Raw genomic sequence first — 16,091 nt, 5'->3', positions numbered from 1 at the left:
ATCAGCGTTCCGCGCGCGGCTTCCAGGTGGTGACGCGATAGATGTACCAGCCGATGATCGCCACCGTCAGCGCCGCCGCGAGCGGCCCGACATAGCGGTCGAGCAATTCGAACCGGCGATCGAGGTACACGCCTGCCAGCGCCAGCACCGCATTCCAGATCGCCGATCCGCCCGCCGTCGCGATCAGGAAGCGCCAGTGCGGCATGCAGGACATGCCGGCGGGGAGGGACACCATCGTGCGGAAGGTGGGCATGAAGCGGAACACGAACACGACCCAGCCACCGCGATCGTGGAAGAAGCGGGTGATGTTCTCGACATCCTCCCAGTCCAGCGTCAGCCACCGGCCCCAGCGGTCGACGAACGGCCGCAATCCCTGATAGCCGAACTTCCGTCCCACCGCGTACCAGAAGTAGTTGCCGACGACGGTGCCGATCGTCCCCGCCGCGATCAGCCAGCCGAGCGTCATGTGCCCACGCGCGACCGCCATGCCGCCAAGGCCCATGATGACCTCCGACGGGATCGGCGGAAATATGTTCTCCAGCGCCATCAGGAAGACAATGCCGAGATAACCGCCCCGCGCGATCAGATCGATGATGAAGTCGGTCATGCCGGAAACCGGGCGTGGGCGGGTTTATGGTCCGGATACATCGCGCCTCAACGCGGCAGGCGCGCATTCCGTTCGCCGACTTTCGACTCGCCGACCTTCGCCTCGATCGCGTCCCAGATCATGCCCGCGACGTCGGTGCCGTCGAACTTTTCGATCGCAACGATGCCGGTGGGCGAGGTGACGTTGATCTCCGTCAGCCATTCGCCGCCGATCACGTCAATCCCGACGAAGATCAGCCCGCGTGCTTTCAGTTCGGGGGCGAGCGCGGCGCAAATCTCCCGCTCGCGCGCGGTCAGCCCGGTCTTTTCCGCCGAACCGCCGACCGCGAGATTGGAGCGGATTTCCCCCTCCCCCGGCAACCGGTTGATCGCGCCCGCAACCTCTCCGTCGACCAGTACGATCCGCTTGTCCCCCTTCGCCACGGCGGGCAGGAACGCCTGGATCATGTGCGGTTCGCGCCACGTCTGGTTGAAGACCTCGATCAGCGCGGACAGGTTCGCGCCGTCCCGACCGACCTTGAAGATCGCCTTGCCGCCATTGCCGTGCAACGGCTTGACGACGATCTCGCCGTGCTTCGCGAGAAACGCCTTCGCTTCCTCCAGCGAGCGCGTCACCAGCGTGGGCGGCATGAAGCGGGCGAAGTCGAGCACCCAGACCTTTTCCGGCGCGTTGCGGACGCTGGCCGGATCGTTGACCACCAGCGTCCGGTCGGCGATCCGCTCCAGCAGATGCGTCGCGGTGATGTAGCCGAGGTCGAAGGGCGGGTCCTGTCGCATCAGCACGACGTCGGCCTGTTCGCCCAGATCGAGCGACACTGGCTGCCCGAAGCGGAAATGATCGCCGTCGACGCGCTGCACCGTGACAGGATGGGCGTTGGCCCACAGCCGCCCGTCGGACCAGTTCAGATCCTCCGCAGAATAGTGGAACAGCCGATGTCCGCGCGCCTGCGCCGACAGCATCAGCGCGAACGTCGAGTCTCCGGCGATGTTGATGCCGGCGAGCGGGTCCATCTGGACGGCGACGGTGAGGGTCATGCACGGCTCCTGAAATCTGCCGCGCATGTAGGGGGGCGACGCCGCGAAGTCACCCGAGCCCTAGCCGATCCACGCATTCTCGATGTGCCGCGGCCGTGTGCCGGGTGCGAGCAGGATCACATCGACGCGGATATCGTCGCCCGGCCCGGCGTAACGCGGCATCAACACCTCCGCCGCCGCCGCAACACGGGCCAGCCGGCGCTCGTCGATCGCATGATCCAGTTCGGCGGCACTGCGACGCGTCTTCACCTCGACGAACGCGATCAGATTGCCCTTTCGCGCGACGAGATCGACCTCGCCGGCCGGCGTGCGGACGCGCCGGTCGAGAATGGTCCAGCCTTTCAGTCGAAGCCACCAGCCTGCCAGCCGCTCGCCTCGGCGGCCGGCGGCTTCTGCGGTGCGGCGATCGGGTGTGGAACGAGGCATCGCGGCAGCGTGGCGGAGCGCACGCCCGCGCTCAAGCGCCATGACCTCGCCCGGTCAGGCGGCGTCGGCCCAGAGCCACTCCAGCGCCTCCTCCCGACGGTCGAAGATGCGGTGCTTGTCGGCGGACGACAGACGCCTGGCCTGCAACCGGTGCAGCGATCCCGATACGACGAGGGCGATCTTGCGCGACGGCGAATCGGGTCGGACAATCTTGGCGAATTCCGCCGCCGCGTGCTGGGGCAGGATGTTCTTGCCGCTCATGTCGACGATCGTCCGGAACTCGCCGTAGGTCGCCCCCGCACCGATCATCGCGCGAATGGTTCTTTCCAGATCGGCAAGAAACGTCACCGCCATCGGCTGGTCCCATGTTCCCGTCAACTCCACATGCAAGAAGTTTCGAACAGGATCGGTTTCAAATCTGTAGCGGCCGTCAGCCACGATACTCTCCAGCAACGATGATGATTGTCGATGACGGCTTTCTTCTCGCACAACACGTTTAAACAATTATGTTCGCAACATGAATTAGTTCGCACCGGCTTTCCGGGCGAGCGCCCTTGCATAGAGCGACTTCCGGTCAAGCCCGAACGCCTTCGCGACCTCGCCTGCCGCCTGGGATGTCGTGAGGCGCGTCAGCGCATCCGCCAGCGCGGCGTCGACATCGCGCGCGTCGGCCGGTGCGGCGGCTTGCGGCGGCGCGACAACGACCGCGATCTCCCCCTTCGGTGCGGCCTCGGCATAGCGCGCGGCCAGCATCGAGAGCGTGCCGGTGACCGCCTCCTCGAACCGTTTGGAGATTTCGCGGGTGACAGCGGCATCGCGGTCCCCAAGCCCCGCCGCCAGCGCCGCCAGACAGGCGGCCAGTCGCGGACCCGATTCGTAGAGGACCAGCGTGGCGCGCACGCCCGCGATCTCCGCGATGGCGTCGGCCCGCGCCTTTTCCTTGGGCGGCAGAAATCCCAGAAACAGGAACCGGTCGGTCGGCAACCCCGCCAGAGTCAGAGCCGCCACTGCCGCGCAAGGGCCGGGGATCGTCGCGACCAGATGCCCCGCCGCACGCGCATCGCGGACCAGCTTGTAACCGGGATCGGAGATCAACGGCGTGCCCGCGTCCGATACCAGCGCGACGATCTCCGTCGCCATGCGCGCGATCAGGCCGGGGCGGACCCCTTCCGCATTGTGATCGTGATAGGGCGTCATCGGCGTCTTGATGCCGATATGCCGCAGCAATCCGGCGGTGACGCGGCTGTCCTCCACCGCGATCACGCCGGCTGCGCCCAGAACCGCCGCCGCGCGGGGCGACAGATCGCCGAGATTGCCGATGGGGGTGGCGACGATGTACAGCCCGGGAAGAAAATCTTGCATGGGGACGTACATGGCAGAGGCCGCATCGATGCCGCAACGGGCGTTCCGCCGCGTGCACTGGACCGCGTTGGCGACAGCCGGACTGCTCGGGGGGTGCCAGACGGTGTTGCCGCGTGGTGTAGAGCCGCCTGCGCCGACGACGCGCGCGCCGGTCGCCGCGGCTCCACGCGTCGATACGGGCGTGCAGGCGGGACTGCCGCGCGACGAGGGGCGCAACCGCGTCGCGCTGCTGGTGCCGCTCAGCGGCAGCAATGCGGGCGTGGGCCAGTCGATCGCCAACGCGACGATGCTGGCACTGCTCGACACGCAGAACCGGTCGGTGCGGATCACCAACTACGACACCGCCACGGGCGCGGCGAATGCGGCGCAGCGCGCGATCGCGGAGGGCGCGCAATTGATCCTGGGACCGTTGCTGGCGGACGACGTCCGCGCGGTGGCCCCGGTCGCGAAGGCGGCCAAGGTGCCGGTGCTGAGCTTCTCCAACGACACCGGCGTCGCGGGCGGCGGCACCTATGTCATGGGCTACGTCCCGGCACAGTCGGTGGACCGGGTCGTCAGCTATGCGCGCGGTCGCGGCGTGACGAGCTTCGCGGGGCTGGTGCCCAACGGCCTGTACGGGGAACGCGCGTCGACCAGCTTCTTGCGCGCGGTCGAGAGTGCGGGCGGACAGGTCGTATCGCTTCAAGCCTATGGTCGCACGTCGGGCGGCATGACGACGGCGGTGCAGCGGCTGAACGCCAAGGCTCCGTATGATGCGGTGCTGATCGCCGATGGCGGCGCGACCGCGGCGGCGGCCGCGCCGCTGGTCAAGCGCGGCGTCGGCGCGGGCACGCGTATTCTCGGCACCGAACTGTGGAACAGCGAAGCGAATATCGGTTCGCGGGCGGCGCTGACCGGGGCGTGGTATGCCAGCGTATCGAACGGCCTATACCGGCAATATGCAACGAAATACCGTGCCCGGTTCGGGGCGGCACCGTATCGGCTGTCGAGCCTCGGCTACGATTCCGTGCTGCTGACTGTGCGGATATCGCGCGACTGGGCGGTGGGGACGCCATTCCCGGAGGCGCGGCTGCGCGACGGCGACGGTTTCGCCGGCATCGACGGTGCGTTCCGTTTCGGACGCGACGGCGTCGCCGAACGCGCGCTGGAGGTTCAGGAGATTCGCGGCGGCACGGCGGTCACGGTGTCACCGGCCCCGGGCGGGTTCGGGAAGTAACGAAGGCAATCATCCGTCATGCCGGGCTGGTCCCGGCATGACGCGATGGACCGATCAGCCGGCGTGTTCGGCGAGAACCGTCAGCCCCTTGTCGTTGACCTCCGCGAAGCCGCCCTGGATCGCGATCGTCTCGGCTGCGCCACCGGCGGTGCGAAAGACCTGGATCGCGCCGTCGCGCACGGTGGACATGAAGGGCGCATGCCCCTCCAGCACGCCGAAGTCGCCCTCCGTGCCGGGGACGACGACCATATGGACCTCCTCCGACCGGACGAGCTTTTCGGGGGTGACGAGTTCGAAGTGCAGCATGGTCTGTTACCTTCTCCCCTCCCGCAGCCGAGGGAGAGCCTTTCCGAAGAAGCGCAGGCAGTCGACCGGCCCTCCCGCAGCGGGAGGAGCCGGTCGTCGATTACGCGTCCTGCGCCATCTTCTCGGCCTTGGCGACGACCTCGTCGATGCCACCGACCATGTAGAAGGCCGCTTCCGGAAGATGGTCGTACTCGCCGTCGACGACAGCCTTGAACGAGCGGATCGTATCTTCGATCTGCACGAACTTGCCGGCGATGCCCGTGAAGACCTCGGCGACGTGGAACGGCTGCGACAGGAAACGCTGGATCTTGCGGGCGCGCGTGACGGTCAGCTTATCCTCTTCGGACAGTTCGTCCATGCCGAGGATGGCGATGATGTCCTGCAACGACTTGTAGCGCTGGAGCAGCGACTGCACCGCGCGAGCGGTATCGTAATGCTCCTGACCGACGACGCGCGGTTCGAGCACGCGCGACGTGGAGTCGAGCGGATCGACCGCCGGATAGATGCCCAGCTCCGAGATCGCGCGGTTGAGCACGGTCGTCGCGTCCAAGTGAGCGAACGACGTCGCGGGGGCCGGATCGGTCAGATCGTCCGCGGGAACGTAGACGGCCTGCACCGAGGTGATCGACCCCTTGTTGGTCGACGTGATCCGCTCCTGCAACGCGCCCATGTCCGTCGACAGCGTCGGCTGATAGCCCACCGCCGACGGGATGCGACCGAGCAGTGCCGACACTTCCGCGCCCGCCTGCGTGAAGCGGAAGATGTTGTCGACGAAGAAGAGCACGTCCTGCCCTTCCTGATCGCGGAAATATTCGGCGATGGTCAGGCCCGAAAGGGCGACGCGGGCGCGGGCGCCGGGCGGCTCGTTCATCTGGCCGAACACCAGCGCGACCTTCGAACCCTCCGACTGCGGATTGCCGTCGGCATCCTTGGCGATGACGCCCGCGTCGAGGAATTCGTGGTACAGATCGTTACCCTCGCGGGTACGCTCGCCGACGCCCGCGAACACCGAGGTGCCGCCATGGCCCTTGGCGATGTTGTTGATGAGTTCCTGGATCAGCACGGTCTTGCCGACGCCGGCGCCGCCGAACAGGCCGATCTTGCCGCCCTTCGCGTACGGCGCGAGCAGATCGATGACCTTGATGCCGGTGACCAAAATCGCGTTCTCGGTCGACTGGTCGACGAACAGCGGCGCGGGCGCGTGGATCGGGTTGCGCATGTCGGTCGCGACCGGACCACGCTCATCGATCGGCTCGCCGATGACGTTCAGGATGCGGCCGAGCGTCGCCGGGCCGACCGGCACGGAGATCTGCGCGCCTGTGTCGCGCACGCTCTGGCCGCGGGTCAGACCCTCGGTCGCGTCCATCGCGATCGTGCGGACGGTGTTCTCACCGAGATGCTGGGCGACTTCGAGAACGAGGCGGCTACCGTTGTTGTCGGTCTCCAGCGCCGACAGGATCGCCGGCAACTGCTCGGGGAAGTGCACGTCGACGACCGCGCCGATGATCTGCGAGATCGTGCCGGTGGTGTTGCTGCTGCCCGTCGACTGCGTCGGGCGGATGTCGTCTACGACGGTTGCCATTGCGGTTCTTCCTGCTTCGAAACTTTTAGAGCGCTTCGGCGCCCGAGATGATCTCGACCAGTTCGGTCGTGATCGCGGCCTGACGGGTGCGGTTATACTGGATCGACAGGCGGTTTATCATGTCGCCCGCGTTCTTCGTCGCGTTTTCCATCGCGTTCATGCGGCTGCCCTGCTCCGACGCCGCGTTTTCCAGCAGCGCGCGGAAGATCTGGATCGCGACGTTGCGCGGCAGCAGGTCGGCAAGGATCGCCTCCTCGCTCGGCTCGTACTCGGTCACCGCCGCCGGGGCATCGGCCTTGCCGGTCGCGCCCTTGATGCTGGACAGCGGCACCGGGACGAGCTGGATCCCGGTCGGCTCCTGCACCAGCGCCGAGACGAACTTGGCGTAGAACAGGTGCGCAACGTCGAACTCGCCAGCGGTGAAGCGGGCGATCACGTCGTCGGCGATCGCGCGCGCATCGTCGAACGCCAGCTTCTTGATGTGGCCCATCTCGTGATCGGCGGCGATCATCGTCGGGTAGAAACGGCGCAACACGCGGCCCTTCTTGCCGGCGATGTAGAACTTCACCGTTTTGCCGTCCGCGATCAGCGCGTCAGCCTTCTTGCGGGCGGCGCGGACGATGTTCGTGTTGAACGCGCCCGCGAGGCCGCGCTCGGAAGTGGCGACGACGATCAGGTGGACCTGATCCTTGCCGGTACCCGCCAGCAGCGGCGATGCGCCCGGCGCGATGCCGACGCGGCCGGCAATGCTGGCCATCACGCCTTCCAGCCGATCGGCATAGGGGCGCGCGGCGACCGCCGCCTCCTGCGCACGGCGCAGCTTGGCGGCGGCCACCATCTTCATCGCCTTGGTGATCTTCTGGGTCGATTTGACCGAGTTGATCCGAACCTTGAGGGCCTTCAAACTTGCCATCTTACGCCAGTCCGTCCGCGAGTTCAGTCATTCGGACCGGCCCGGCGAGCCAATCCTCGTAACGCTTGAACACCGCGCGCGTATAATCCTGCGCGTGGTGATGATCGAACGCCGCCCGGTCGGTCCAGCGCTCGTAGATGTAGAGCCGGGGCGATCCGTCAGCAGCCGGATGCGGATCGAACCGCTCACAGCCAGTTTCCGCCCGCGTCGCAGAAACGATCCCGGCCACCGCCCGACACGCCGCATCGAAACAGTCGGATTTGAGATCGATCTCCGCGAGATAGGTCAACGCCACCTACGCGAAGGTCTTCGCGAATTGGTCCAGCGCAGCCTTCAGCCCAGACTTCGCCTCGTCGCCCAGATCGCGCGTCTCGCGGATCTTGGTCAGGACGCCGGCATGGTTGGCGCGCAGATCCTGCAGCATCGCGGCTTCATACCGGGTCACGTCGGCGACCGGCACCGTGTCGAGATAGCCTTGCGTACCGGCGAAGATCGACGCGGTCTGCTCCTCGAACGGCATCGGCGAGAACTGCTTCTGCTTCAGCAGCTCGGTCAGGCGCGCGCCGCGGTTCAGCAGCTTCTGCGTCGACGCGTCGAGGTCCGAGCCGAACTGCGCGAACGCCGCCATCTCGCGATACTGCGCCAGCTCGAGCTTGATCGAGCCGGACACCTTCTTCATCGCCTTGGTCTGCGCGGCGGAGCCGACGCGGCTGACCGACAGGCCGACGTTGATCGCCGGGCGGATGCCCGCGAAAAACAGGTCGGTTTCGAGGAAGATCTGGCCATCGGTGATCGAGATCACGTTGGTCGGAATGTAGGCCGACACGTCGCCCGCCTGCGTCTCGATGATCGGCAGCGCGGTCAACGAGCCGCCGCCATTGGCGTCCGACATCTTGGCGGCACGCTCCAGCAGGCGCGAGTGCAGATAGAACACGTCGCCCGGATACGCCTCACGGCCCGGCGGACGGCGCAGCAGCAGCGACATCTGGCGATAGGCGACCGCCTGCTTCGACAGATCGTCGAACACGATCAGCGCGTGCATGCCATTGTCACGGAAATACTCGCCCATCGCCGCGCCGGTATAGGGCGCGAGGAACTGGAGCGGAGCGGGCTCCGATGCGGTCGCGGCGACGACGATGGAATATTCCATCGCGCCATTCTCTTCGAGCGTCTTGACGAGCTGCGCCACCGTCGAGCGCTTCTGGCCGACAGCGACATAGACGCAATACAGCTTCTTGGATTCGTCGCTGCCGGAATTGACACCCTTCTGATTGATGAAGGTGTCGATCGCGACGGCGGACTTGCCGGTCTGGCGATCGCCGATGATGAGCTCGCGCTGACCGCGGCCGACCGGGACGAGGGCGTCGATCGCCTTCAGGCCCGACTGCATCGGCTCCGAGACCGACTGGCGCGGGATGATCCCGGGGGCCTTGACCTCGACCCGGCTGCGCTGGTCGCTGACGATCGGACCCTTGCCGTCGATCGGATTGCCGAGACCGTCCACGACGCGACCGAGCAGGCCCTTGCCGACGGGGACGTCGACGATCGTGCCGGTGCGCTTGACGGTGTCGCCCTCGCGGATTTCGGCGTCCGAGCCGAAGATCACGACGCCGACGTTATCGGCTTCGAGGTTGAGGGCCATGCCCTGCACGCCGTTGGCGAACTCGACCATCTCGCCCGCCTGGACGTTGTCGAGGCCGTAGATGCGTGCGATGCCGTCGCCGACCGACAGCACCTGACCGGTTTCGGAGACCTGCGCCTCGGTGCCGAAATTGGCGATCTGGTCCTTGATGACCTTGGAGATTTCTGCGGCGCGGATATCCATTATCTTCAGCCCTTCATCGCGCTGGCGAGCGCATTCAAACGGGTACGGATCGACGAATCGATCATCTGGGAACCGATGCGGACGACGAGCCCGCCGAGCAGCGCCGGATCGACCGACAGGTCGACCGACACCTCACGCCCGACACGGGTACGAAGCTGCTGCCGCAGTTCGGAAATTTGGTTCTCGTCGAGCGGGTGGGCGCTGGTCACCTCCGCCGACACTTCACCGCGGTAGCGCGAGGCGAGTTTGCGGAAGGCGCGAATGATCGCGGGAAGCTGCGCCAGACGGCGGTTCTCCGCGAGCACGCCGAGGAAGCTCTTCGTCGTGGCGTCGATCCCCAGCGCGTCGGCAGTGGCAAGCACCGCCTTCACCGCCGGACCGCGGCCGACCATCGGGCTGGTCGTCAGCGTGCGAAAATCGTCCGACTGCGCCAACGCGTCGCGCACCGTCGTCAGACTGGCCTCGACGGCGTCGATCGCCTTCGCGTCCTGCGCCAGCTCGAACAGCGCGAGCGCGTAGCGTCCACCCAGGCTCGCCTGGATGCCGCCGCCTGCAATACCTCCGGAAGTCTCCACGGACCTGGAATTCCTCGTCGCCGTAACGGATGATGCCCAACACCACGGGGCGCGCGAAACGCGCCTCCGAAGGGCTGGCGGGCGGCTAGCATGAGGTCCGCGATTGTGCAAGCCGTGCGGCTTCGTCGGCATCCGGCCAGCGGCTGTTCAGGCTGGGGACCATATCGCCCCCGCAACGAATGGAGAGCGGCGATGCGGGTCCGGGGCGTGGTGGCGGCGATGATGATGATGGCCTCCCCGGTCGCGGCGGAGACGATCCGCGTGACCGGCATGCTCCCCGCCGCCACGGCGGATGCGCCGATGCTCCGTACGATCGCCGTGGCCCGGTTCGGCGGGCCGGACGGCGATGCGGTTGCGGGCGTGATCGGCGCGCGGCTGGCGCAGGCGGATGACGAGCCGCGTCCGTTCTTCGATCTCGTCGCACGCCCCGGGGCGGCGGACGGGGTGATCGATGGTCAGGCCGGCGTCGACGTGGCGGAGAGCGGCTATTTCGAAACCCGCAAACGCTGCGCCGAGAAGGTGAAGAAGGAGTGCGTGCGGCACGAGCGATATCGCGTGGAATGTGTCCGGCGGAGCGTGTCCCTGCATGGCGACTGGCGGCTGGTGCGGCGGCGTGACGACCGGGTCCTGTTCGCCCGCCCGATCGCGCAGGAGGCGAGCGACGAGGCTTGCGAGGATTCGGGCACGCTGTCCGACGTGGGATCGACCGTCGACCGGATGCTGGCGGCGGTCGCGGCGCAGGTTCGTGTCGATGTCGCGCCGCATCGGGAGAGCTGGACGCCGCGCATCCGCGAGGGGCGCAACGGCATGACCGGGGCGGATGCCGCGATCTTCAAGGCGGCGGTGGGCTGGACGAAGACCGATGTCCCGGCCGCCTGCGACGCCTTCGCTGCGATCGAGGCCCGCGCGCCGCATCCGTCCACGCGCTACAATGTCGCGCTGTGCGCGGAATCACGCGGCGATTACGCCCGGGCGCAGGCGGGCTATGCCAGCGTAGCCGCATGGCTGCCGGGCGATGCCGACGACGCGCGGAAGGCACTTGGCCGGGTCGAGCGACTGATGGCCGGCGAGCGGCAGATGGCGGACGTGCAAAAGGCACGGAATGACGCCCGGCTTTGACCGCAAGCGGTGGCCCGGCTTTGACCGCAAGCGGCAGGATGCGGACGGGCGGCGAAGGGCGTAGGCCGGGCGACATGGACCGCATCGATCCCGACAGCGCCTGGGCCGCCTTTGCCGCGCGGGATCGCGCCGCCGACGGGCGCTTCGTCGTCGGCGTGCGGACGACGCGCATCTATTGCAAGCCGAGTTGCCCGGCGCGGCATCCCCGGCGGGAGAATGTCGACTTCTATACGGACGGTGCGGCGGCGCGGGCGGCGGGGTTTCGCGCATGCCTGCGCTGTACGCCGGACAGTGTCGGTCGCGATCGGACGGCGGTGGCCGCCGCCGCCGCGCTGCTCGAATCGGGTGACGCGATGACGCTGGCCGAGCTGGCGACACGGGTCGGCTATGCCCCGCATCATTTCCAGCGGCTGTTCACGCGGGCCACGGGCCTGAGCCCCGCAGCCTATGCGCGCGCACGACGCGAAGCCCGCGCGGTCGAGGCGCTATCGAGGGAGGACACCGTGACGGACGCGATCTACGAGGCGGGCTATACCGCGCCGAGTCGCTTCTACGACAGCGCCGCCGCCCGGCTGGGCATGACGCCGAACGCGTGGATCAAAGGAGGTGCCGGCGCGACGATCCGCTGGACGGTGGCGGCGACGACGCTCGGCCCGCTGATGATCGCCGCGACCGACAAGGGGCTGTGCCGCGTCGCGTTCGACGAGGATGAAGCGGCGCTGAAGGCACGCTTTCCCGCCGCGGAGGTAATCGCGGGCGGTGCGGCGCTGGCCGACCTCGCCGCGCGCGTCGTTGTGGAGGTGGAGCAACCCGCGGGGGCCGCCGACCTGCCGCTCGACGTGCGCGGCACCGTCTTTCAGGAAGCGGTGTGGCGCACGCTGCGGACGATCCCCCGGGGGGAGACGATCAGCTATGCCGAACTGGCGGCGATGGCGGGCCGGCCGGGTGCGGTGCGGGCGGCGGGCACCGCGTGCGGTGCGAATGGCGTGGCCGTGGTGATCCCCTGCCACCGGGTGACGAAGCGCGACGGATCGATCGGCGGCTATGCCTACGGCCCGGAACGGAAGCGGGCGCTGCTGGATCGCGAGCGTCCATGAGGCCGCGGCGTGCTGCCGGGAAACGGGGCAGCGGCGAAGCAGGTTTGGTTAGGCAAATGTAAAACCTTGGCGGTTAGTCCGGCATGCGAACAAGTTGAGGTCGCGGCATGAGTGCGTTCGGACGTCGAAACGGAATGGGGTCGGGTCAGGGAGCGCGACCGGCGTTCGGAGTCGCACGGCCGATGCAGGGTGGCGGCCCCGCGGCCCGCACCGAAACGGACGCTGGGCAGCAGGGCGGCCAGCAATTCCCCTCGATCGACATGCTGACGCCGATGCCGGGCGAATCGGACACCGTCTTCGCCGCACCGCAGGCCGATGCGATGCAGCGGCTGGCCGACCGTCAGGCCGCCAGCGGCGAAGCGGGATCGAGCCGCGTCGAGGGGTTCGAAGCCTCGATCCACAAGATCAAGGAGCAGGTGCTGCCGCGCCTGCTGGAACGCGTCGATCCGGAAGCCGCGGCGACATTGGGCAAGGACGAGTTGGCGGAAGAATTCCGGCCGATCATCCACGAGGTGCTGGCCGAACTGAAGCTGACGCTGAACCGCCGCGAGCAGTTCGCGCTGGAAAAGGTGCTGGTCGACGAACTGCTGGGTCTTGGGCCGCTGGAGGAATTGCTCGCCGATCCGGCGATCAGCGACATCATGGTCAACGGCCCCGACCAGACCTATGTCGAGCGCAAGGGCAAGCTGGAACTCGCCCCAATCCAGTTCCGCGACGAGGAGCATCTGTTCCAGATCGCGCAGCGGATCGTGAACTCGGTCGGTCGCCGCGTCGACCAGACCACGCCGCTGGCCGACGCCCGCCTGAAGGATGGGTCCCGCGTCAACGTCATCGTCCCGCCACTGAGCCTCCGCGGCACGGCGCTGTCGATTCGTAAATTCTCCGCCAAGCCGATCACGATCGACATGATGGCCGGCTTCGGTAGCATGTCGCCCAAGATGGCGACCGCACTGAAGATCGCGGGGGCCAGCCGCTTCAACGTCGTGATCTCGGGCGGTACCGGTTCGGGCAAGACGACGATGCTCAACGCCTTGTCGAAGATGATCGACCCGGGCGAGCGCGTGCTGACGATCGAGGACGCGGCCGAACTTCGCCTGCAACAGCCGCACTGGCTGCCGCTGGAAACCCGGCCCGCCAATCTGGAGGGTCAGGGCGAGATCAGCATCCGCGACCTCGTCAAGAACGCGCTGCGTATGCGCCCGGATCGCATCATCTTGGGCGAAATCCGCGGCAGCGAGTGTTTTGACATGCTCGCGGCCATGAACACGGGCCACGACGGATCGATGTGCACGCTCCACAGCAACAGCCCCCGCGAGGCGCTGGCGCGTATGGAGAACATGGTCATGATGTCCGATATCAAGGTCCCGAAGGAGGCGATCAGCCGCCAGATCGCCGATTCGGTCGATCTCATCATCCAGGTGAAGCGCCTGCGCGACGGTTCGCGCCGCGTGACCAACGTCACCGAGGTGATCGGCATGGAAGGCCCCGTCATCGTCACACAGGAACTCTTCAAGTTCGAATATCTGGACGAGTCGGCGGACGGCAAGATCCTCGGCGAGTATCGCTCGATGGGTCTGCGCCCCTACACGCTGGACAAGGCCAAGCAGTTCGGGTTCGATCAGGCGTATCTGGAGGCGTGCCTGTAGGGCGCTGTCCGCGTAGCCCATCGTCTTCGTCATGCCGGGCTCGTTCCGGCATCCGCCGTGCCGCATATGCTCAGGTGGCGGGTTCGCGACACCGTGGATGCCGGGACAGGCCCGGCATGACGCACGCGGATCGGCGGACATGCCCGTTCGCCCTGCCCCGCATAACCCGCTAGAGCCGCCCGCGTGCTGGCCCTGCTCCTTCTTCTCGCTTCCCCCGTCGCGGCCGAGCCGCCGGCGGGCACCGTCACGATCGCATCCGATGCCGAAACGCGTTGGGTCTCGTTCACGCTGACGCCGGGCAACCAGATCCTGTTCGACGCGACCCTCGACGGACGAAAGGTCACCGCAATCCTCGACACCGGGGTCAGCGTCACCCTGCTGGCGCGCACCTCAGCCGCGCTGGTGCCGGCGCGGGTCAAGACCGGCGGGACCGCGGCGGCGATCGGCGGGGCGGTGCCGATCGGATGGATGGCGACACGCAACGTGACCTTCGGCGCGGTCGAGCGGCGCGGCGGATCAGTCGCGGTCGCCGCGCTGCCCGCCGCCGCGACCGGGCGGACGGAGGCGGTCGACCTGTTGGTCGGGCGTGACCTGCTGGCGAAGGGGGCGCTCGACATCGATTACGCCCGTCGCCGATTCCGGGTGCTGCCGTCCGGCCGTCTTCCCTTCGCCGGGGCGACCGCGCCGTTGACGATCTCCCGAGAGCGGCGGGTCTACGAGACCAGCGTGACGCTGGGCACGCGGCGGCTGGCGCCGATGATCGTGGATACCGGCGACGGGGCGTCGGTGACGATCACCGGCCCGGAATGGCGCGCCGCCGCGCCGCCGGGGGTGACCACCACCACGGCGATCGGCTTCGGTCTGGCGGGACCGCTGGTCACCGATCTGGCGATCGTGCCGTCGCTGAAACTGGGAACTCTGACCACCGGGGAGGTCGAGTTGCGCGTCGAGCCGGCGGGCGGGTTCAGCCAGGCGATAGGCGTCGCGGGGCGGATCGGGTCCAGCTTCCTGCAGCATTACCGCGTGCTGCTGGACCCCGGTGCCGGGCGCATGGTCCTGCGGCTGGACGATCCTACACCGCCGCTCCGCTCCACCAGCGGTATCCTGCTCGGCGTCGCGAAAGACCGGCTGAGCGTGCTGCACGTGATGCGCGGCGGGCCGGCGGCGGCGGCGGGCTGGCGCGCGGGGGAGACGATCTGCGCGGTCGACGGCGTACCGGTGCCCGCGGACTATGCGGAGAACCGGATGGCGGCGTGGTCGATCGGCGCGCCGGGAACGGTAGTGCGGCTGACCCTGTGTGGTGGCGAGGAGCGCCGGCTGACGCTGAAACGCTTTTATTGAAGCATCGGCCGGCCCGCCGCTATCGCTCCAGCCCCTTCGCCTTGCCCCAGCTTCTGGCGACGGTGTAGCCGAGATAGCCGGTGCCGAAGAGCGCGTAGAGCGGCTCCGGAATGCCCGCCAGATAGGCGTTCATGCCGGCCGCGATCCCCTTCGCCATCGCCGGGTCGATCGCCGCGATCAGGCCCATCGGGATCGACCACAGCAACAGTGCGTACATCACGTACAGGAACATCGGCCGCGCCCGCGACGTCCACGGATCGGGCGACTGCGCCTCCGCGATCACTGCCGCCATCTGCTGTCGAAGGCGTTCGAGATCCTGCGTATTCTCCAGCCTCAGCAGTTCCAGCTTGGCGGCATCCCGTGCCTTCGGATCGGGAATAAGCTTGTCGAGAAGACCCGCGACGGGGCCGATGATGGCATCCAGAACGGCCATGTCGATCCTTTCAAAGGTTATGGGAAGGCGGTCCAACGGCACGCCTCAACCGGCGCGGTTCGCGAGCCAGCCATAGAGGAACGCCTCGTTCGCCGGTCGCCCTTCGGCAAGGGTCAGATAGCGTTCGCCCTGAAGCGCCTCGACCGCGCGGATCAGCACCGCCTCCCCCACCCGGCCACGGCGGCCGAGAAACGCATCGAGGGCGGCCAGCGTGCGCGGGCCGACCTGCCCGTCGATCGCGATATCGGGATAATCGTCGCCGCCGCGATTGAGCGCGGTCAGCGCGCGCTGGAGAAAGCCGACCGCGACCTCCGGCCCCATATTCACCGCCGTATCGAACATCTCCGCCGCCAGCTTCGGCGCGAGCGCGGCGACCGCATCGAGCCGCGGGCGCAACCAGTAGAGCCGGCGATAGATCGCGACCGCCCGGTCGCGTGGCAGCGTTCGCATCGGTCCTGTCCAGCCGTCCGCGCGCGCCACTGCCTCCGTGATTCCCCAGCGCGTCGCTCCGCCGCGATCGCCCGGATGGTGGCCGAAGCCGCCCTCCCGCGCGATCACCACGCCGATCAGATCGTCGATGTTCATGTTTCACCCCATCTATCGCTCGAA

The 16,091-nt window shown here is 67.7% G+C and carries 18 protein-coding genes; 5 read left to right on the top strand and 13 right to left on the bottom strand.

All coding sequences use genetic code 11. The features are described 5' to 3' along the window. Position 1 precedes the first annotated feature (1 nt). The 5 genes from ASG07_RS01370 to rsmI form a co-directional block, all read right to left on the bottom strand. Complete coding sequence (locus tag ASG07_RS01370; protein WP_055841147.1) at positions 2-607, bottom strand: DedA family protein; 606 nt, start codon at positions 605-607, stop codon at positions 2-4. Positions 608-654: 47 nt separating this feature from the next. Beyond that, the gene (gene gshB / locus ASG07_RS01365) at positions 655-1,641 is read right to left on the bottom strand and encodes a glutathione synthase (protein ID WP_055841144.1); all 987 of its coding nucleotides are present in this window, start codon (positions 1,639-1,641) and stop codon (positions 655-657) included. A 60-nt stretch (positions 1,642-1,701) separates the two neighbouring features. Further along, positions 1,702-2,067, bottom strand: a complete 366-nt coding sequence (locus ASG07_RS01360; protein ID WP_055841141.1) for a YraN family protein — start codon at positions 2,065-2,067, stop codon at positions 1,702-1,704. A 54-nt stretch (positions 2,068-2,121) separates the two neighbouring features. After that, a complete protein-coding gene (locus ASG07_RS01355) occupies positions 2,122-2,421 on the bottom strand; it encodes a hypothetical protein (RefSeq protein WP_055841138.1) in 300 nt (99 codons plus the stop codon). 168 nt (positions 2,422-2,589) lie between these two features. Further along, the gene (gene rsmI, locus ASG07_RS01350) at positions 2,590-3,429 is read right to left on the bottom strand and encodes a 16S rRNA (cytidine(1402)-2'-O)-methyltransferase (RefSeq protein ID WP_055842778.1); all 840 of its coding nucleotides are present in this window, start codon (positions 3,427-3,429) and stop codon (positions 2,590-2,592) included. A 10-nt stretch (positions 3,430-3,439) separates the two neighbouring features. Between rsmI and ASG07_RS01345 the strand changes: the two genes are divergently transcribed. Further along, positions 3,440-4,645, top strand: coding sequence for a penicillin-binding protein activator (locus ASG07_RS01345; protein WP_055841134.1), 1,206 nt, complete (start codon positions 3,440-3,442; stop codon positions 4,643-4,645). A 54-nt stretch (positions 4,646-4,699) separates the two neighbouring features. On the opposite strand, the gene ASG07_RS01340 is transcribed toward ASG07_RS01345, so the two are convergent. From ASG07_RS01340 to ASG07_RS01315, 6 genes are all read right to left on the bottom strand, one after another. Next, positions 4,700-4,951, bottom strand: coding sequence for an ATP synthase F1 subunit epsilon (locus ASG07_RS01340; protein WP_055841131.1), 252 nt, complete (start codon positions 4,949-4,951; stop codon positions 4,700-4,702). A gap of 100 nt (positions 4,952-5,051) precedes the next feature. Then, positions 5,052-6,533 (bottom strand): F0F1 ATP synthase subunit beta, encoded by a 1,482-nt coding sequence (atpD, locus tag ASG07_RS01335; protein WP_055841128.1) that lies wholly within the window; start codon positions 6,531-6,533, stop codon positions 5,052-5,054. Between the two features lie 25 nt (positions 6,534-6,558). After that, entirely contained in the window at positions 6,559-7,446 is an 888-nt protein-coding gene (locus ASG07_RS01330) for a F0F1 ATP synthase subunit gamma (RefSeq protein WP_055841125.1), read from the bottom strand. A 1-nt stretch (position 7,447) separates the two neighbouring features. Beyond that, the gene (locus ASG07_RS01325) at positions 7,448-7,741 is read right to left on the bottom strand and encodes a putative quinol monooxygenase (RefSeq protein WP_055841121.1); all 294 of its coding nucleotides are present in this window, start codon (positions 7,739-7,741) and stop codon (positions 7,448-7,450) included. Further along, on the bottom strand, positions 7,742-9,271 hold the full coding sequence (gene atpA, locus ASG07_RS01320; protein ID WP_055841117.1) for a F0F1 ATP synthase subunit alpha: 1,530 nt from the start codon (positions 9,269-9,271) through the stop codon (positions 7,742-7,744). Between the two features lie 5 nt (positions 9,272-9,276). After that, positions 9,277-9,846 (bottom strand): F0F1 ATP synthase subunit delta, encoded by a 570-nt coding sequence (locus ASG07_RS01315; RefSeq protein ID WP_055841114.1) that lies wholly within the window; start codon positions 9,844-9,846, stop codon positions 9,277-9,279. A 192-nt stretch (positions 9,847-10,038) separates the two neighbouring features. On the opposite strand from ASG07_RS01315, the gene ASG07_RS01310 reads away from it, so the two are divergent. From ASG07_RS01310 to ASG07_RS01295, 4 genes are all read left to right on the top strand, one after another. Then, complete coding sequence (locus ASG07_RS01310) at positions 10,039-10,965, top strand: hypothetical protein (RefSeq protein WP_055841111.1); 927 nt, start codon at positions 10,039-10,041, stop codon at positions 10,963-10,965. Between the two features lie 74 nt (positions 10,966-11,039). Then, positions 11,040-12,062, top strand: a complete 1,023-nt coding sequence (locus tag ASG07_RS01305) for a bifunctional transcriptional activator/DNA repair enzyme AdaA (protein WP_055841107.1) — start codon at positions 11,040-11,042, stop codon at positions 12,060-12,062. 107 nt (positions 12,063-12,169) lie between these two features. Further along, complete coding sequence (locus tag ASG07_RS01300; RefSeq protein ID WP_082474413.1) at positions 12,170-13,708, top strand: CpaF family protein; 1,539 nt, start codon at positions 12,170-12,172, stop codon at positions 13,706-13,708. Between the two features lie 183 nt (positions 13,709-13,891). Then, positions 13,892-15,049, top strand: a complete 1,158-nt coding sequence (locus ASG07_RS01295; RefSeq protein ID WP_236694476.1) for a hypothetical protein — start codon at positions 13,892-13,894, stop codon at positions 15,047-15,049. A 19-nt stretch (positions 15,050-15,068) separates the two neighbouring features. Here the strand turns inward: ASG07_RS01295 and ASG07_RS01290 are convergent, their stop codons facing one another. Both ASG07_RS01290 and ASG07_RS01285 read right to left on the bottom strand, forming a co-directional pair. Next, complete coding sequence (locus ASG07_RS01290) at positions 15,069-15,482, bottom strand: holin family protein (RefSeq protein WP_055841102.1); 414 nt, start codon at positions 15,480-15,482, stop codon at positions 15,069-15,071. A gap of 45 nt (positions 15,483-15,527) precedes the next feature. Beyond that, positions 15,528-16,067 carry a glycoside hydrolase family 108 protein gene (locus ASG07_RS01285; protein ID WP_055841099.1) on the bottom strand — a complete coding sequence of 180 codons (540 nt, stop codon included), beginning with the start codon at positions 16,065-16,067 and terminating at the stop codon, positions 15,528-15,530. Positions 16,068-16,091: the final 24 nt, after the last annotated feature.

Source organism: Sphingomonas sp. Leaf343 (genome assembly GCF_001423765.1).
In the GTDB taxonomy this organism is placed as follows: Bacteria; Pseudomonadota; Alphaproteobacteria; order Sphingomonadales; family Sphingomonadaceae; genus Sphingomonas.
Note: the sequence above shows the minus strand (reverse complement) of the source record. Positions and strands in the feature narration are given on the sequence as shown.

Coding starts and splice junctions, on each gene's coding strand:
- ASG07_RS01370 (WP_055841147.1), bottom strand. CDS start 607: ATGACCGACTTCATCATCGATCTGATCGCGCGGGGCGGTTATCTCGGC.
- gshB (WP_055841144.1), bottom strand. CDS start 1,641: ATGACCCTCACCGTCGCCGTCCAGATGGACCCGCTCGCCGGCATCAAC.
- ASG07_RS01360 (WP_055841141.1), bottom strand. CDS start 2,067: ATGCCTCGTTCCACACCCGATCGCCGCACCGCAGAAGCCGCCGGCCGC.
- ASG07_RS01355 (WP_055841138.1), bottom strand. CDS start 2,421: ATGGCGGTGACGTTTCTTGCCGATCTGGAAAGAACCATTCGCGCGATG.
- rsmI (WP_055842778.1), bottom strand. CDS start 3,429: ATGCAAGATTTTCTTCCCGGGCTGTACATCGTCGCCACCCCCATCGGC.
- ASG07_RS01345 (WP_055841134.1), top strand. CDS start 3,440: ATGGCAGAGGCCGCATCGATGCCGCAACGGGCGTTCCGCCGCGTGCAC.
- ASG07_RS01340 (WP_055841131.1), bottom strand. CDS start 4,951: ATGCTGCACTTCGAACTCGTCACCCCCGAAAAGCTCGTCCGGTCGGAG.
- atpD (WP_055841128.1), bottom strand. CDS start 6,533: ATGGCAACCGTCGTAGACGACATCCGCCCGACGCAGTCGACGGGCAGC.
- ASG07_RS01330 (WP_055841125.1), bottom strand. CDS start 7,446: ATGGCAAGTTTGAAGGCCCTCAAGGTTCGGATCAACTCGGTCAAATCG.
- atpA (WP_055841117.1), bottom strand. CDS start 9,271: ATGGATATCCGCGCCGCAGAAATCTCCAAGGTCATCAAGGACCAGATC.
- ASG07_RS01310 (WP_055841111.1), top strand. CDS start 10,039: ATGCGGGTCCGGGGCGTGGTGGCGGCGATGATGATGATGGCCTCCCCG.
- ASG07_RS01305 (WP_055841107.1), top strand. CDS start 11,040: ATGGACCGCATCGATCCCGACAGCGCCTGGGCCGCCTTTGCCGCGCGG.
- ASG07_RS01300 (WP_082474413.1), top strand. CDS start 12,170: ATGAGTGCGTTCGGACGTCGAAACGGAATGGGGTCGGGTCAGGGAGCG.
- ASG07_RS01290 (WP_055841102.1), bottom strand. CDS start 15,482: ATGGCCGTTCTGGATGCCATCATCGGCCCCGTCGCGGGTCTTCTCGAC.
- ASG07_RS01285 (WP_055841099.1), bottom strand. CDS start 16,067: ATGAACATCGACGATCTGATCGGCGTGGTGATCGCGCGGGAGGGCGGC.